Source organism: Streptomyces sp. NPDC005706 (genome assembly GCF_040631045.1).
Classification (GTDB): domain Bacteria; phylum Actinomycetota; class Actinomycetes; order Streptomycetales; family Streptomycetaceae; genus Streptomyces.
Map to the genome: position 1 here is coordinate 54,956 of NZ_JBEXYS010000012.1, position 15,429 is coordinate 70,384.

Sequence of the window (15,429 nt, forward strand, 5' to 3'; positions counted from 1 at the left end):
ATCTTGGGCACGCGTAGCCGGGTGATCTTCGTCGTCGTTCCTCCGGAGGGAAGCCCAGCATGACCGTCCCCGCGCGCCCTTTCCGCCCCGTCGACCGTGACCGGCGGCGCTTCGATCTGCGTACGACCGCCATGTTCTTCGGCCTGCTCGCGATCATTGTGTGCGTCATGAGCTTCGTCGCCCGTACTCTTGTCGGCATCGTCGAACGCCGTCCGTTCTGGGCCTGTTCACTGGCCATGGTGAGCCTCGCGGTGGCGCTCATGTGCAGGTCACGGTGGCGGCGTCTGTCCGTCGCGAGATGTGCGCGCCGTGCCACCGAGACCCTGGAGGCGGCGGCCGAGAAGGCCACCGACACGCTGTGCGACCCCGCACCGGCTCCGGTCCCGGCCGAGTCGGTGCGGATGACGGTGGCCGCGTCGCCGGCCGTACCGGCCGACGCACCGAGCGAGGCCGAGAACCCCGGTCCGGAAGCCACGTACCCCGGCGCCGGGCCGCTCGGGCCCGGTGGTGAGGAGGCGACCGTCCCCCTCGACGACGTGGTCGATCACGCCGAGCTCGACCCCGACGCCTTCGAACAGGCCATAGCCGACCTGTGCGCACGCGACGACTGCCGACAGGTGGAAGTGGTGGGCGGCGCGGGCGACTTGGGTGCCGACGTCACCGCGGTCACCCCGGACGGCCGGCGCGTGGTCATCCAGTGCAAGCGCTACTGCGACACCAACAAGGTCGGCTCGCAGGACATGCAGCGCTTCGGCGGCACCTGCTTCACCGTCCATGAAGCCGACATAGCGGTGGTCGTCACGACGAGCGACTTCACCGCACCGGCCCTCGAGTACGCCCAGCAGTGCGGGATCCTGTGCGTCAACGGCGCCGAGCTGAGCGCCTGGTCCGACGGCACCGGACCCTGCCCCTGGGATCTCGCGGAACCCGGCCTCTGAGGGGCGGAGGCGAAGCACGGCGCCGTCCCCGGGACACCTTCGCTAGTCGGTTCCGGACTCCAGGACGCGCCGGGCCGCCTCGGCCTCCGCGGCCGGCGGGGACAGCTCGTCGAGGGTGTCGAGCTCGGTGTCCACCTCCAGCTCCAGTTCCCAGGCCGCCGCGAGCCGCTCCTGCTCCTCGCGGGGCCTGGCGGCCACGGCCTCCCGGTGCTCCGGGTCGAGGGCCGCGAGGAAACGTCCCACCGGGTCCGTCGGCATACCGTGCTCCTTGTTCGCCGGGAAGGGGGCAGCTCGCGCTCCAGCATGGCCAACGGGTCCCGCGCCGGACGCCCGACACGGCCCGCGACCACCCTGATGGCCCCGCCACCGGCCCGCCGCCTCCTCCCGGCCGGCACGCCGCCCGCCCCACGGCGGGCACCCCGGCCGCCGCACGTGCCGGGTACCGGACGGTGCGGGATTCTGTAAGCGTGTGTGGTGCCCCATCCGGCCGGATCCCCGCGGCCTACGCCGCCTCGGGCCGCCGAGCGGTACGCGTGACGCTGGTCGCCGCGGCAGGGTTCTTCCTCTTCCGCTACGGCCTGGGCCTCCCCGTCGCGGCGACGTACGCCCTGTTCTCCGCCGTGGCGCTGGGCGGACTGTCCAGGATCCCCGGCACCGGACGGCAGCGGGCCGCGACGGGACTGCGCGCGCTGCCGGTGTGCTGGCTGCTGGTGATCGCCGGCACCTGTCTGTCGGTGCGGACCTGGAGCGCCGTCGCCGGCATGCTGATCGTGGGCTTCGCCCTTGCCTTCACGGCCGTGGGCGGCCCCCGCCCGGCCGGCGCGGCTCCCGGCCTGCAACTGCTCTACATCCTGCCTTCCTTCCCGCCGTACGATCCCGCCTCGCTCGGTGAACGCCTGATCGGTACGACGACCGGGCTGGCCCTGCTCATCGCCGCCGAGGCGCTGCTCCTCCCCGAGCCGGCACCGCCGTCGTACCGGGAGCGGGCCGCCCTCGCCGCACGGACCGCGGCCCACTGCGCGACCCTGCTGGCCGTGCCCCCGTACGCCCTGACCGGCACGGACAGCGGTGCCGCCCGGGAGGCCGGCGCGGCCCTGCGACCCCTGACCGTGCCGGAGGCGGAACGCCCCGCCGGGCCGGGGCTGCGCGACCGTGCCCTCGCCCACACCGGTCTGGCCACCCGCACCCTGCTCAGCCGGCTGGCACAACTGACCGCCCCGCCCGGCGACGATCAGGGCCCCCGGGTGACCGTGGTGCTGCGCGCGGTGGCGGGCCTGTCGACCGGGGCCGCGAACAGCCTCGGATCGGGGCCGGCGCCTGTGGCCGCCTACGAGGAACTGGCCGCGGCCCGCGCCCATCTGTCGGCCACGTCCGCCGGCCCCGTGCCCGCCGTGGCCGCTGCCACGGGCGGCACGCCCCCGCCGGTCTTCCCGCCCGCCGTACTGCGCCGGCACGCCGCCGTACTGGAGATCGCCGACGCCGCGCTGGCCATGGCCACGGCGGCCGACCTCGCGGTTCGTGGCCGGCGGGCGTCGGCGCCGGTGCCGCCGGGCCGCTTCTGGTATGCCACGAGCCGGGCCCCGGGGCTGTGGTGGCACCGGGTGCGCGGCCACGCCGGGCGCCGGTCGGTCTTCTTCCAGAACGCGGTGCGCATCGCCCTGGCCCTGACCGCCGCCCGGCTCATCGCGGGTGTGGACACGCTGCCCCACGGATTCTGGGCGACGCTGGCCACGCTCACGCTCACCCGGACCACCATGGACGAGACCTGGAGCACCATCCGCCGGGCGCTCGGAGGCACGCTGGCCGGGGCGTTGCTGACCGCCGCGCTGCTGACCCTGGTGGGCGGCCACACCGAGATCTACGCCGTGATACTCCCGCTCTGGATGCTCCTCGCCTTCACCCTGGGCCCGGTCAAGGGTGTCGGCTGGGCACAGGGCCTGTTCACGGTGCTCGTGGCCCTGGTCTTCGCCCAGCTCGCGCCGCCGACCTGGCGGCTGGCCGAGGTCCGCCTGCTGGACGTGCTGGTCGGCAGCGCGATCGGCGCGGTGTTCGGCCTGCTCGCCTGGCCCCGCGGCGCTCACGACGAGTTGCGCCACGCGGCGGCGGAACTCCTGCGCAGGGCGGCCGAGATCGTGGTGGCGACCAGCGCCGACGTGGCGGCCGGCGGCGCGGTGGCCGCCGCGCCGCTCGCGGTGTCCGGCCACCGCTCGCTGCACCAGGCGGTCATCCTCGCGGAGTCCGCGTACGCCCAGTTCCAGAGCGAGCCGACGCTCTTCGGGGGCCGGGGGAGAGGGGCGGCGCTGCCCACGGTGGACTGGCAGGCCACCCTCATCGCCGGACACCACACGCTGTGGGGATCCGAACGGCTGCTGGAACCGCCGCCCGCCGCGCTGGGCCCGGCCGCCGCCGAGTCGGCCGCCGGACTCGGGGACCGGGTGGCCGGGCGGATGCTGCTCGTCTCGGCGGCGCTCGACCCCGGGAGCGACACCCCGGCCGCACCGGTGCCCCGCCTCGACCCCGCCCTCGCCGGGTTCACCGCGGAGCCGCCCGGCGCTCCCCGCCTGTACTACGCGACCGTCTCCTGGCTGAGCGCCCTGATGACCGATCTGGCCCGCATCCCACGCACCGGCCCCGCGCCCGAGCCCGCGGCGACGACCGCGGCGCGAACCCGCGACTGACGAAATCCGCCCGCGTTCCGTTACGGCGGCGGCCGGTCAGGAAAGAAGCGGTTGCGGGAGCCGGCCGGGCGCGTGGATGATCCATTCGAGGCCGGTCACCCACATCCGGTCGCCAAAACCGTTCCACAGGAAGGGAAACCCCCATGCCCGAGCTGGACGAACGCTTCGACGTCGTGGTCCTCGGAGCGGGACCCGGCGGCTATGTCGCCGCTGTCCGCGCCGCCCAGCTGGGCAAGCGCGTCGCCGTCGTCGAGGAGAAGTACTGGGGCGGTGTCTGCCTGAACGTGGGATGCATCCCGAGCAAGGCGCTGCTGCGCAACGCCGAACTGGCGCACATCTTCACGCGCGAGGCGAAGACCTTCGGCATCAAGGTCGACGGGCAGGTGTCGTTCGACTTCGGCGAGGCCTTCCGCCGCAGCCGCAAGGTCGCCGACGGCCGCGTCAAGGGCGTCCACTATTTGATGAAGAAGAACGGGATCACGGAGCTCGACGGCCGCGGCACCTTCGTCGACCCGCACACGCTGGAGGTGGCGGGTTACGACGGCTCGACGCGCACCATCGGCTTCGACCACTGCGTCATCGCCACCGGCGCCACCCCCAAGCTGCTCCCCGGCACCCGCCGCACCTCCCGGGTGGTGACCTACGAGGAGCAGATCCTCGCGGAGGAACTGCCGCAGTCCATCGTGATCGCGGGCGCCGGGGCGATCGGCGTGGAGTTCGCGTACGTCCTGCACAACTACGGCGTGAAGGTCACCATCGTCGAGTTCCTGGACCGCATGACCCCGCTCGAGGACGCCGAGGTGTCCGCCGAGCTCGCCCGCCAGTACCGCAAGCTGGGCATCGACGTGCTGACCTCCACCCGGGTCGACGCCATCGACGAGTCGGGTCCGCAGGTGCGGGTCACCGTCACCGCCAAAGACGGATCACAGCAGGTCCTGGAGGCCGACAAGGTCCTGCAGGCGATCGGCTTCGCCCCGAACGTCGAGGGCTACGGCCTGGACAAGATCGGCGTACGGGTCACCGAGCGCGGCGCGATCGACGTCGACGGCCGCTGCCGCACCTCCGTTCCGCACATCTTCGCCATCGGTGATGTCACCGCCAAGCTGATGCTCGCGCACGCCGCCGAGGCGATGGGCATCGTCGCCGCCGAGACCCTCGCCGACGCGGAGACCATGGAACTCGACTACGCGATGATCCCCCGCGCGACCTACTGCCAGCCCCAGGTCGCCAGCTTCGGCTACACCGAGGCCCAGGCCCGCGAGCTCGGTCACGACGTCAAGGTCGCCAAGTTCCCCTTCACCGCGAATGGCAAGTCGCACGGCCTCGGCGACGCCACGGGCTTCGTGAAGCTGATCAGCGACGCCAAGTACGGCGAGCTGCTCGGCGGCCACCTGATCGGCCCGGACGTCACCGAGCTGCTGCCCGAGCTGACCCTGGCCCAGCAGTGGGACCTGACGGTCCATGAGGTGGCGCGCAACGTGCACGCCCACCCGACGTTGGGCGAGGCCGTCAAGGAGGCCGTGCACGGCCTGGCCGGCCACATGATCAACATGTGAGAGCGGCCGTGGCCACGATCCCGCGATCGTGGCCACGGCCCCTCCAGCACCGGTCAGTCGAGCGCCGGGGGCCCGTCCTGGGCGTCCGTCCCCCAGCCGGACGGCTCGGCACCGACCGTGAACGCCAGCGACCGCATCCCGCGCAGCTCACGCGTCGTCACATAGGTGCGGCCGTGCGGAGCGCCGTCGACGCGCGCCGACTGGATGTAGCGGCTGCCGTCGGAGGTGCCGGGCGCCGTCACGGTGAGCGAACCGCGCGGGTAGTAGCGGCGGTCCAGCGTGAGGTCGACACGCTCGAAGACCGGCGTGGACAGGCCCCAGGTGTCGTAGCCGGGCTGTACCGGGAAGACACCGATCGACGACAGCACGTTCCACGCGGACATGGTGCCGAGGTCGTCGTTGCCGGTCATGCCGGTCGGGGTGTCCGTGAAGAGGGTCAGCGCGGCATGCACCACATCGGTGGTCTTCCACGGCTGACCGGTCGAGAGATAGGTGTACGGGGCGATGAGGTCGGGCTCGTTCTGCGGGTTGTACTTGTCCGCGTTGTAGTAGTCGTACGGGCCGTTCACCCACACCTCGCGGGCGGTCTTCGCGGGGTCCTCGACCAGCTTGTCGTAGGCGAAGAAGGAGTCGAGCCGCTCGTTGGCCGCCTGCTTGCCGCCGATGAGGCCGACCATGCCCGGCAGGTCCTGCGGCACGAGCCACTGGTACTGCCAGGACGTGCCCTCGTGGAACCCCTCGCTCCGCGCCGGATCGGCCGGCCCGGTGAAGGCGCCGGAGGCGTCGCGCGCGCGGAAGAAGCCGGTCGAGGAGTCGAAGATCCGGCGGTAGCTCTGGGCCCGGGCCGCGTAGCGCGCGGCGTCCGCGTCATGACCGAGGTCGCGGGCCATCTCGGCGAGCATCGCGTCCGACAGGGCGTACTCCAGCGTCGCCGAGGCGCCGTGGTCGTAGTCCGAGTCGCCCGGCTTCACGTGCGGGCGGCCCTTGACGTAGGGCGCGAAACCGTCCGCGACGTACTCCTTGTTGGCCTCGCGGCCCACCGCGGGCGAGCCGTCCGGCGGCACCCCGTCGGCGTTCTTCCGCAGGGCGCGGTAGGCCCGGTCCTCGTAGCCCTTGAGCAGGCCCTGCTGATAGGCGTTGGTGAGGAACGGGGTGACCGGGTCGCCGGTCATGATGTTCGTCTCGACCGTCCCGTAGCCCCACTTGGGCAGCCAGCCGCTCTCCTCGTCGATCCGGATCACCGATATCGCCATGTCCCGCGCCTCACGCGGCGCGAGCAGGGACAGCAACTGCGACTGGGTGCGATAGGTGTCCCACAGGGACCAGTTCTGGTAGTAGGTGAAGTCCCGCGCGCGGTGGATCCTCTGGTCCCAGCCGGTGTACCGGCCGTCGGTGTCGCTGCCGATGTTGGGGGCGAGGAAGGACCGGTACAGCGACGAGTAGAACGTGCGCCGCAGGGTCTCGCTCCCGCCCCGCACGCGCACGTCGTCGAGCCGGTCCTCCCAGGCGCGCCGGGCGGCGGCGTGCACCTGCCGGAACGAACGCCCGCCCTCGGCGCGGAGGTTGAGCGCGGCGCCGTCGGTGTCCACGTACGACAGGGCGGTCGTGGCCTCGACTGTCCGGTCCTCGCTCGTGTCGAAGCGGACGTACGCGCCGTCCCGGCCGCTCTTCGAACCGTCGCTGACCGTGGCGCCGTCCCAGGTGCCGAACGCGGTGAACGGGCGGTCGAACCGGGTGACGGTGTACACCGTGTACGGCTTGGTGTCCTGGCAGAACCCGCTGCCGGTGATCGCGGTGCGCACGGTGTGGTCGTCCAGGACCTCGACCTTGGTGGAGAGCGTCCGGTGCAGCGACTGACCGGCGTTGAGCAGCACGTTGGCCTTGTCGGTGGCGGGGAAGGTGTAGCGCTGCACACCGGTGCGCGCGGTCGCCGTCAGCTCCGCTTCGATGCCGGTCTTCAGCCCGACCTTGTAGTACCCGGGGCTCGCCTGCTCCGTGTCGTGGCTGAACTCGGCCTGGTACTCGGCGTAGTCGGTCGATGTGACGTCGCCGGTGGTCGGCAGGACGGGCAGGTCACCGCCCAGGCCGCAGCCGACGCCCGAGAGATGGACGAGCGAGAAGCCCCGGATGTGGTTCTGGGCGTAGTCGTAACCGGTGTTGTGCCCGGTGTCCGGGGACAGTTGCACCATCCCGAAGGGCACGGCCGCGCCCGGGTAGGTGTTGCCCTCGTTCTGGGTGCCGATGAACGGATTGACGAGATCGGTCGGTCGGCCGTCCGGTGCGGCGGCCGCCTGGGCCGTGGGCGCGGCGAGGGCGGCGCCGATCAGCGCGGCCGCCGCGACCACCGTGCCCGCGCCGCGTAGGCGCCGGCTCCAACTCGTGCGCGGATGAGTCCCACTCATGGGCGCGTACGCCTCCCGGGGTCAGACAACGTTGTCAGATCACACAGCGCGCCCATTCTTTGTGCTGTGCGTGTACGCGTCAAGGGTGTCGACGAAGGCCGGACGACAGCCCGCATTCCACGACCGGGGAGGAACACCGCCCGCGACGGCCGGCAAAAGGAAAGGCAAGGAGGTCATCGCGCTCCTTGCCACTCTCAACGTATAGCGCACAGGGGGCCTTGCGGCAAGGCCCCCTGTCTGCCGCAGAATTCCCGGCCGAAGGCATGAGCCGCGCGAACATGGGGGACTTGATGACCGACGTGATCATCTCGGGTGCCGGCCCGACCGGTCTGATGCTGGCCGCCGAACTACGGCTGCACGGTGTGCGGGTGCTCGTACTGGAGAAGGAGCCGGAGCCGGTCGCGTTCGTCCGCGCGCTCGGTCTGCACGTGCGCAGCATCGAGGTGATGGACCAGCGCGGCCTGCTGGAGCGGTTCCTCGCGCTCGGCAGGAAGTTCGAGACCGGCGGCTTCTTCGCCGGCCTGGGCACCTCCTGGCCCGACCGGCTGGACACCGCGCACTCCTACGTCCTGGGCATCCCGCAGACGGACACCGAACGCCTGCTGACCGCGCACGCCATCGCCGCGGGCACCGAGATCCGGCGCGGCCGCGAACTGGTCGGTCTGACCCAGGACGACGACGGGGTGACCGCCGAACTGGCCGACGGCACAAGGCTGCGCTCACGCTATCTCGTCGGCTGCGACGGCGGCCGCAGCACGGTGCGCAAGCTGCTCGGTGTCGGCTTCCCGGGCGAGCCCGCCAGGGCCGAGACCCTGCTGGGCGAGATGGAGGTGGCGGTGTCCCCGGAGACGCTGGCCGCCGTGGTGGCCGAGGTCCGCAGGACACAGACGCGGTTCGGTGCGATGCCCCTCGGAGACGGGGCGTACCGCGTCGTCGTACCCGCCGACGGGGTGGCCGAGGACCGCTCGAAACCGCCGACCCTCGAGGACTTCAGACGGCAACTGCGCGCGTTCGCCGGCACGGACTTCGGCGTGCACTCACCGCGCCGGCTCTCCCGCTTCGGCGACGCCACCCGGCTGGCCGAGCACTATCGCACCGGCCGGGTACTGCTGGCGGGCGACGCCGCGCACATCCACCCGCCGACCGGCGGGCAGGGCCTCAACCTCGGTATCCAGGACGCCTTCAACCTCGGCTGGAAGCTCGCCGCCGAGGTGAACGGCTGGGCACCGGAAGGGCTGCTGGACAGCTACCACACCGAACGGCACCCGGTGGCCGCCGAAGTACTGGACAACACCCGCGCACAGATGGAGCTGATGTCCACCGAGCCGGGTGCCCGGGCGGTGCGCCGGCTGATGTCGGAACTGATGGACCTCGAGGAGGTGAACCGCCGCCTGATCGAGAAGATCACCGCCATCGGGATCCGCTACGACTTCGGTGACGGACATCGGCTGCTCGGCCGGCGGCTGCGGGACCTGCGACTGAAGCGAGGGCGTCTGTACCCGTTGATGCACGCGGGACGCGGGCTGCTGCTCGACCAGACCGGCCGGCTGTCGGTCGCCGGGTGGGCGGACCGGGTCGACCATGTCGTCGATGTCAGCGAGGAGCTGGACGTCCCCGCGGTGCTGCTGCGCCCCGACGGTCACGTGGCCTGGGCCGGCGAGGACCAGCGGGATCTGGCCGGCCGGCTGCGCGAGTGGTTCGGCGCTCCCGTCAACTGACGCCCTGCCCCGGGGTGGTGGAGCGGTTCCGCCAGCGGTCGCGGAGCAGCGTCACCTTCCCTTCCCGCCCGCGGATGAAGGCTGTTCCCGTGCGCAGCCCCGTCGTCCGGGGCCCCGCGGGGGACAGGCGTGCCCCAGTGTTGGGCCCGCCGGGAGAACGGCAACGGCATTTCGTGAACGAGTGACGCGTCGCGGACCCGTGCGGCCTTCAGGCCCGGGAGGCGTCGCCGCCCGGGAGGGGGCCGGTGGCCTGCGCCTTGTGGAGTTCGGCGGTGAACTGCGCGCCGGCGAGCAGCGCGAGGTTGGACAGCCAGAGCCAGATGAGGAAGACGACGATGCCGGCGAGGGAGCCGTACAGCCGGCTGTAGGTGCCCAGCACATCGGCGTACAGGGCGAAGCCGGCCGAGGCGGTCAGCCACAGCGCGGCGGCCAGGGCCCCGCCGGGCAGGCTGTGGCGGCTTCGGCGGGCCGGTGCGGGACCGGTGTGGAAGACCACGACGACCAGCACGGCCACCAGACACAGCAGCAGCGGCCAGCGGGTGATGCCCCAGATGAGCTGCGCGGTGCCGTCCAGGCGCAGCAGGCGGCCGAGGAGTTCGGCGACCGGCCCGGAAAGCATCAGCACGAGGGCACTGACGACGAGCAGAGCCAGCAGGACCAGGGCGGTCGCCACGATGCGGTGCGCCTTGCGCCAGGGCGAGCGGCGGTCGGGGATGCGGTACATGCCGTGCAGGGCACGGCGGAAGACGGCCAGATAACTGCACGCCGACCACAGTGCGCTGACAGCGCCCGCCGCCATCAGCGTCCAGGTCGTGGAGTGCCGCCTGAGCACACCGGCGAGCACGCCGTGGAGCTCGGCGCCCGACTGGCCGGGCGCGTAGTGCGTGACGTGGGCGATGAACTCCGCGGCGGTGCTGGGGCTGACCAGACCGAAGGCGAGGACGGTGACCAGCAGGGACGGCAGGACCGCCAGGATCGCGTAGTAGGTCAGCGCGGCGGCGTAGTCGGTGAGGTCGTCGTTCCACATCGTCACCGGTGTCCGGCGCAGGGCCGGCCACCAGTCGCGGGCCGGCCTTCTCAGGCCGCCGCGGAGGCGGCCCGGCCGCCGGGCCGGGCGCAGGTCAGCCGACATGCGGCATCCGGTGGACACGGCGGCCGCGGCGCAGGATGACTGCTGTGCGCGAGATCAACATCTCTTCCAAGGTCCGGGTGCGCTGACCTGTCCTGCTCGGTCACGGTGGCCGAAGGCTATCAGCAGACCCGCGGTGACCTGGTCCGATGCCCGGGGGCCCGGACGGCCGCCGCGTTCTCACGGCAACGCGCGTACGGCGGACATACTCCCTTAGAGGGCGAATGTCATCCCATTGGCCGCGTATTCGGCCGGTCAAGGCGAATTCCCGCGTTTGTCGCGGCGAGGATGGGGCCGACTGGCAACGCGAACCGCGACATCGGGAGCATCCAACCTGTGAGCATCCTCAACGAACCTCCCGGAGCGGCGGCGGCCGAGGACTCGTACGAGAACGAGCTGCCGGTCAGGCGCAAGCAGCCCGGCAACGTGGTGGTCAGATGGCTGACGACCACCGACCACAAGACGATCGGCACGCTGTATCTGTCGACGTCGTTCCTGTTCTTCCTGGCCGGCGGGGTGATGGCGCTGATCATCCGGGCCGAGCTGGCCCGGCCCGGCCTGCAGATCGTCTCGAACGAGCAGTACAACCAGCTCTTCACGATGCACGGCACCGTGATGCTGCTGATGTTCGCCACCCCGCTGTTCGCCGGATTCACCAACTGGATCATGCCGCTGCAGATCGGCGCCCCGGATGTGGCGTTCCCGCGGCTGAACATGTTCGCCTACTGGCTCTACCTGTTCGGCTCGCTCATCGCGGTGGGCGGTTTCCTCACCCCGCAGGGCGCCGCCGACTTCGGCTGGTTCGCCTACAGCCCGCTGTCGGACGCGGTCCGGTCGCCGGGCCTGGGTGCGAACCTGTGGATCCTGGGTCTCGCCTTCTCCGGCTTCGGCACCATCCTGGGCGCGGTCAACTTCATCACCACGATCATCTGCATGCGCGCTCCGGGCATGACCATGTTCCGCATGCCGATCTTCACGTGGAACGTGCTGCTGACCGCCGTCCTGGTCCTGTTCGCCTTCCCCGTGCTGGCGGCCGCGCTGTTCGCCCTGGCCGCGGACCGCATCTTCGGTGCCCATGTGTACGACGCGGCCAACGGCGGCCCCATCCTGTGGCAGCACCTGTTCTGGTTCTTCGGCCATCCAGAGGTGTACATCATCGCCCTGCCGTTCTTCGGCATCGTCACCGAGATCCTCCCGGTGTTCTCCCGCAAGCCGGTCTTCGGCTACATGGGCCTGGTGGCCGCGACCATCGCGATCGCCGGCCTGTCGGTGACGGTGTGGGCGCACCACATGTTCGTCACCGGTGCGGTACTGCTGCCGTTCTTCTCCTTCATGACGTTCCTGATCGCCGTGCCGACCGGTGTGAAGTTCTTCAACTGGATCGGCACCATGTGGCAGGGCTCCCTGTCCTTCGAGACGCCGATGCTGTGGGCGGTGGGCTTTCTCGTCACCTTCCTCTTCGGCGGTCTGACCGGCGTCATCCTCGCCTCACCGCCCATGGACTTCCACGTGTCCGACTCGTACTTCGTGGTGGCCCACTTCCACTACGTGGTCTTCGGAACGGTCGTCTTCGCGATGTTCGCGGGCTTCCACTTCTGGTGGCCGAAGTTCACGGGCAAGCTGCTGGACGAGCGCCTGGGGAAGATCACCTTCTGGACCCTGTTCGTCGGCTTCCACGGCACCTTCCTGGTCCAGCACTGGCTGGGCGCCGAGGGCATGCCGCGCCGCTACGCCGACTACCTGGCGTCCGACGGCTTCACCGCTCTCAACACGATCTCGAGCATCAGCTCGTTCCTGCTGGGCCTGTCGATGCTGCCGTTCCTCTACAACGTCTGGAAGACGGCCAGGTACGGCAAGCCGGTCGGCGTGGACGACCCGTGGGGCTACGGCCGCTCGCTGGAGTGGGCGACGTCCTGCCCGCCGCCGCGGCACAACTTCTACACCCTGCCGCGGGTCCGCAGCGAGTCCCCGGCGTTCGACCTGCACCACCCCGAGGTGGCCCAGCTCGAACACGAGGCCAATGTCGGCCGGCGTGACGTGGTCGAGCCAGAGGGCGGCCAGCGGTGACATCGCCGAACCGTCCTGGCGCCCCCCGGGGCGGCCAGGACGGCTCGCTCGCCAACGAGGTCGAGGGCTACCTGCTCCTGCGCGCGGAACTGGAGCAGGCCCAGCGTGAGGCCGAGGCGCTCTGCGGCCGCCTGCCCTGGCTCACCACCGGCCAGGCCGAGGACCTCACCCAGCACTACACCGAGCAACGCCTCGGCCTGACACGCCAGGCGCTCCAGGCCACGGCCGACCGTGCCAAACGCCTGCGCGGCGAATACGAGGCCCGTTACCGCGAACTGCGCCGGACCCTGATCCGGCGCCACGCCATGGCCGCCTGCTTCGTCGTCACCTGCACCGGCACGGCGAACACCCTGGCGTGGTACGCGACCCGCTGACCTGCCCTCGCCGGGGTCAGCGGACGGTCGCAGACATGCCGAGGCGTCGTCGCGAAGCGTTCGTCACCCGCTGTCGCGGACGTCGGACACCGATCCGGAGTGTGTCTCGGGGAGCCGATGGGAACCCGGGGCCGGTGGAAGAGGCCGTGTACGGGACAGACGGGTTCGGCTCGTCGGGTGAGGACAGCCATGGACGACATGGACGATGCGGTTGACCTTCATTTCATCGGCAACGCGACGGTCGTGCTGCGATACCGCGGCCTGACACTGCTGACGGACCCGAACTTCCTGCACCGCGGCGAGCGGGCACATCTGGGGTACGGGCTGGTCAGCCGCAGGCTCACCGAGCCGGCCCTGGACGCGGCGGACCTGCCCCGCCTGGACGGCGTCGTCCTCTCCCACCTGCACGGGGACCACTGGGACCGCCGGGCCAGGAGCCACCTCGACCGGTCGGTGCCCATCGTCACCACGCCGCACGCCGCACGCCGGCTGCGCACCTTCCAGGGGTTCGGCAGGGCGGGAGGGCTGCGCACCTGGGAGAGCTGCGTCCTGGAGCGGGGCGGCGTACAGGTCCGGGTGACCTCCCTGCCCGGTCGCCACGCCCTGCGGCCCGTGCTGCGCGGTCTGCTGCCGCCCGTCATGGGCAGCATGCTGGAATTCGGCCCCGCCGGCGGCCCGGTTCGGTTGCGGCTGTACATCTCGGGCGACACCCTCCTGTACGACGGCCTGGAGGAGATCGCCCGGCGATTCCCCGCCGCCGACCTGGCCGTACTCCACCTGGGCGGCACCCAGCTCCCCGGGGGCTTCGTGGTCACCATGGACGGCGCCCAGGGGGCCGAGCTCGCCCGGCGCCTGGACTACCGGCACGTCCTGCCCGTGCATTACGACGACTACACGGTCTTCCGCTCCCCGCTGGAGGACTTCCTGGCCGAGGTGCGCGGGCTGGGGCTCGACGAGCGGCTCGTGCACTGCCCCCGTGGCCGGCACGCACGATTGGCACCCCGCGGCGACCGGCACACCGTCCGTTGAGATCTCCGGGACCGCGGGCGGGCGCCCCCCCCGGCGCGGGGTGGGGGCCGGTCATGAGGTGTGACGGGGCCGGGATTCGCTCGGCCGCTGAGCGGCGCCGGTGAGCTGGTCGAGTATCCGCCGCTCCGAGGGCTGCAGCGGGGGCTCCAGCGTCCGGGGGAGGGCCGGCCCGGTGAGGGCCGCGAGCAGGGCTCTGGGCCGCATCGCGCGGGTCGCGGGCGCGGTGAGGCTGGTGACGTCCCACAGCGCCGAGGCCGCTTCGTAGGTCCCGGTCGCGGCTCGGGTCAGCCGGTTCGTGTACCAGGCGGCGGCCCGGTCGGCGGCTTTCGGCTGGGCGCCGAGGACGCCCGGGTAGAGGACGTCCACCCCGACTGCGGTCGACCAGGCCGTGTCGACATGGCGGGCCGCACCGCGCAGGACGCGCCGGGACAGGCCGGTGCCGGTGAGGCCGTGCCGCTGGAGTTCCTGGGCCAGGACCTGGGCGCCCAGCGCCGCCACCGACATGCCCTGTCCGTAGGCCGGGTTGAAGGTCGCCAGGGCGTCACCGAGGACGATCAGCCGCTCGGGCCACTGGCCGGCCTTCTCGAAGTACCGGCGGTTGTTGTCCGTGCTGTTGCCCCGGCTGACCGCCACGTCGGTGAGGGGCTCGGCACCGGAGATGAGGTGGCCGATGATGGGGTGCGGCAGGTCGAGGGCGTAGCGCAGGAAGCCCTCGGGGTCGCGGGGCGGTTCACCGCCCCGGGTGCCGGCCGCGCTGACCATCCACCGGTTGCCCTCGATGGGCAGGACCATGGCGCTGCGGCCGGGCCGGCCGTCGTACGGGTTCGCCTGCACCAGGGTCAGCGGGAACGATTCGGCACCCGGCGGGGTCCGGTAGATCCGGGTGGCGTTGGTGAGACCGGAATCGATCTTCTTCTCGTCGACGCCGGTGATGCCGATGCCGGCCAGCCAGGCGAGGCTGCCCGAGCCGCGGCCGCTCGCGTCGACGACGATGTCCGCCGCCAGCTCGCGGCCCAGCCCGTGCTGCGCCTCCTGGCCGAGACGGACACCGCGGACCTGCCGGGCGTCACCGAGGAACCCCTCGACGGCCGCCTGATGGACGGACACGTTGGCCCGGGTCTCGAGGAGGATCTGCCGCAGGACCCAGTCGGTCAGCGCGCGGGTGCAGGTGATCATGTGCGGGCCGCTGCGCTTCCACCGGTGGAACCAGCCGCCGTCCGGAGTGAGGGCCAGCATCCCGTTGCCGAGCGCGATCTCGTGCGCCCCCGCCTTCAGCAGGCGGTCGCGCACGCTGACGGGGAACAGTGCCTCCATCGCGGACAGGCCGCCGGCCATGAGCAGATGGGCGTGCCGCCCCTGCGGGACGCCACGCCGGTTCTCGGGCCCTTGGGGCAGCTCGTCCCGGTCGAGCACATGGACCTGCAGCGTGGGTTCCGCCAGGGACAGCGCTGCTGCGGCCACCAGTCCGGCCGTACCGGCCCCGATCACGACAGCTTTGTGCGGCAACGGGCTCTCCTCGTAATGGTCGTGAAACGGCG

At 71.7% G+C, this 15,429-nt stretch carries 11 protein-coding genes; 7 read left to right on the plus strand and 4 right to left on the minus strand.

Features of this window, described 5'->3' with window-relative positions; translation table 11 throughout:
- The first annotated feature begins 59 nt into the window (after positions 1-59).
- Complete coding sequence (locus ABZ478_RS20525) at positions 60-938, plus strand: restriction endonuclease (RefSeq protein WP_359551387.1); 879 nt, start codon at positions 60-62, stop codon at positions 936-938.
- A 42-nt stretch (positions 939-980) separates the two neighbouring features.
- Here the strand turns inward: ABZ478_RS20525 and ABZ478_RS20530 are convergent, their stop codons facing one another.
- Positions 981-1,196, minus strand: a complete 216-nt coding sequence (locus ABZ478_RS20530) for a hypothetical protein (RefSeq protein ID WP_359551389.1) — start codon at positions 1,194-1,196, stop codon at positions 981-983.
- A 209-nt stretch (positions 1,197-1,405) separates the two neighbouring features.
- Between ABZ478_RS20530 and ABZ478_RS20535 the strand changes: the two genes are divergently transcribed.
- The gene (locus tag ABZ478_RS20535) at positions 1,406-3,616 is read left to right on the plus strand and encodes an FUSC family protein (protein ID WP_359551391.1); all 2,211 of its coding nucleotides are present in this window, start codon (positions 1,406-1,408) and stop codon (positions 3,614-3,616) included.
- A 143-nt stretch (positions 3,617-3,759) separates the two neighbouring features.
- Entirely contained in the window at positions 3,760-5,172 is a 1,413-nt protein-coding gene (lpdA, locus tag ABZ478_RS20540) for a dihydrolipoyl dehydrogenase (protein WP_359551393.1), read from the plus strand.
- Positions 5,173-5,225: 53 nt separating this feature from the next.
- Here the strand turns inward: lpdA and ABZ478_RS20545 are convergent, their stop codons facing one another.
- Entirely contained in the window at positions 5,226-7,574 is a 2,349-nt protein-coding gene (locus ABZ478_RS20545; RefSeq protein ID WP_359551396.1) for a GH92 family glycosyl hydrolase, read from the minus strand.
- Between the two features lie 290 nt (positions 7,575-7,864).
- Between ABZ478_RS20545 and rox the strand changes: the two genes are divergently transcribed.
- On the plus strand, positions 7,865-9,292 hold the full coding sequence (gene rox / locus ABZ478_RS20550; protein ID WP_359551399.1) for a rifampin monooxygenase: 1,428 nt from the start codon (positions 7,865-7,867) through the stop codon (positions 9,290-9,292).
- A 208-nt stretch (positions 9,293-9,500) separates the two neighbouring features.
- Here rox and ABZ478_RS20555 read toward each other — a convergent pair whose 3' ends face one another.
- Entirely contained in the window at positions 9,501-10,424 is a 924-nt protein-coding gene (locus tag ABZ478_RS20555; RefSeq protein ID WP_359551402.1) for a YihY/virulence factor BrkB family protein, read from the minus strand.
- 333 nt (positions 10,425-10,757) lie between these two features.
- Between ABZ478_RS20555 and ctaD the strand changes: the two genes are divergently transcribed.
- The 3 genes from ctaD (at position 10,758) to ABZ478_RS20570 (ending at position 13,891) form a co-directional block, all read left to right on the plus strand.
- Positions 10,758-12,488, plus strand: a complete 1,731-nt coding sequence (gene ctaD / locus ABZ478_RS20560; protein ID WP_359551405.1) for a cytochrome c oxidase subunit I — start codon at positions 10,758-10,760, stop codon at positions 12,486-12,488.
- Positions 12,485-12,862 (plus strand): hypothetical protein, encoded by a 378-nt coding sequence (locus ABZ478_RS20565; RefSeq protein WP_359551406.1) that lies wholly within the window; start codon positions 12,485-12,487, stop codon positions 12,860-12,862. The genes ctaD and ABZ478_RS20565 overlap by 4 nt, the downstream gene beginning before the upstream one ends.
- 189 nt (positions 12,863-13,051) lie before the next feature.
- Positions 13,052-13,891 carry an MBL fold metallo-hydrolase gene (locus tag ABZ478_RS20570; protein WP_359551409.1) on the plus strand — a complete coding sequence of 280 codons (840 nt, stop codon included), beginning with the start codon at positions 13,052-13,054 and terminating at the stop codon, positions 13,889-13,891.
- Positions 13,892-13,942: 51 nt separating this feature from the next.
- Here ABZ478_RS20570 and ABZ478_RS20575 read toward each other — a convergent pair whose 3' ends face one another.
- Positions 13,943-15,397, minus strand: a complete 1,455-nt coding sequence (locus ABZ478_RS20575; RefSeq protein ID WP_359551411.1) for an FAD-dependent monooxygenase — start codon at positions 15,395-15,397, stop codon at positions 13,943-13,945.
- Positions 15,398-15,429 lie beyond the last annotated feature (32 nt).

Excerpts from the sequence above, each read along its gene's own strand:
- lpdA (WP_359551393.1), top strand. The coding sequence starts at position 3,760 with ATGCCCGAGCTGGACGAACGCTTCGACGTCGTGGTCCTCGGAGCGGGA.
- ABZ478_RS20555 (WP_359551402.1), bottom strand. The coding sequence starts at position 10,424 with ATGTCGGCTGACCTGCGCCCGGCCCGGCGGCCGGGCCGCCTCCGCGGC.
- ABZ478_RS20530 (WP_359551389.1), bottom strand. The coding sequence starts at position 1,196 with ATGCCGACGGACCCGGTGGGACGTTTCCTCGCGGCCCTCGACCCGGAG.
- ABZ478_RS20545 (WP_359551396.1), bottom strand. The coding sequence starts at position 7,574 with ATGAGTGGGACTCATCCGCGCACGAGTTGGAGCCGGCGCCTACGCGGC.
- ABZ478_RS20570 (WP_359551409.1), top strand. The coding sequence starts at position 13,052 with ATGGACGACATGGACGATGCGGTTGACCTTCATTTCATCGGCAACGCG.
- ABZ478_RS20525 (WP_359551387.1), top strand. The coding sequence starts at position 60 with ATGACCGTCCCCGCGCGCCCTTTCCGCCCCGTCGACCGTGACCGGCGG.
- rox (WP_359551399.1), top strand. The coding sequence starts at position 7,865 with ATGACCGACGTGATCATCTCGGGTGCCGGCCCGACCGGTCTGATGCTG.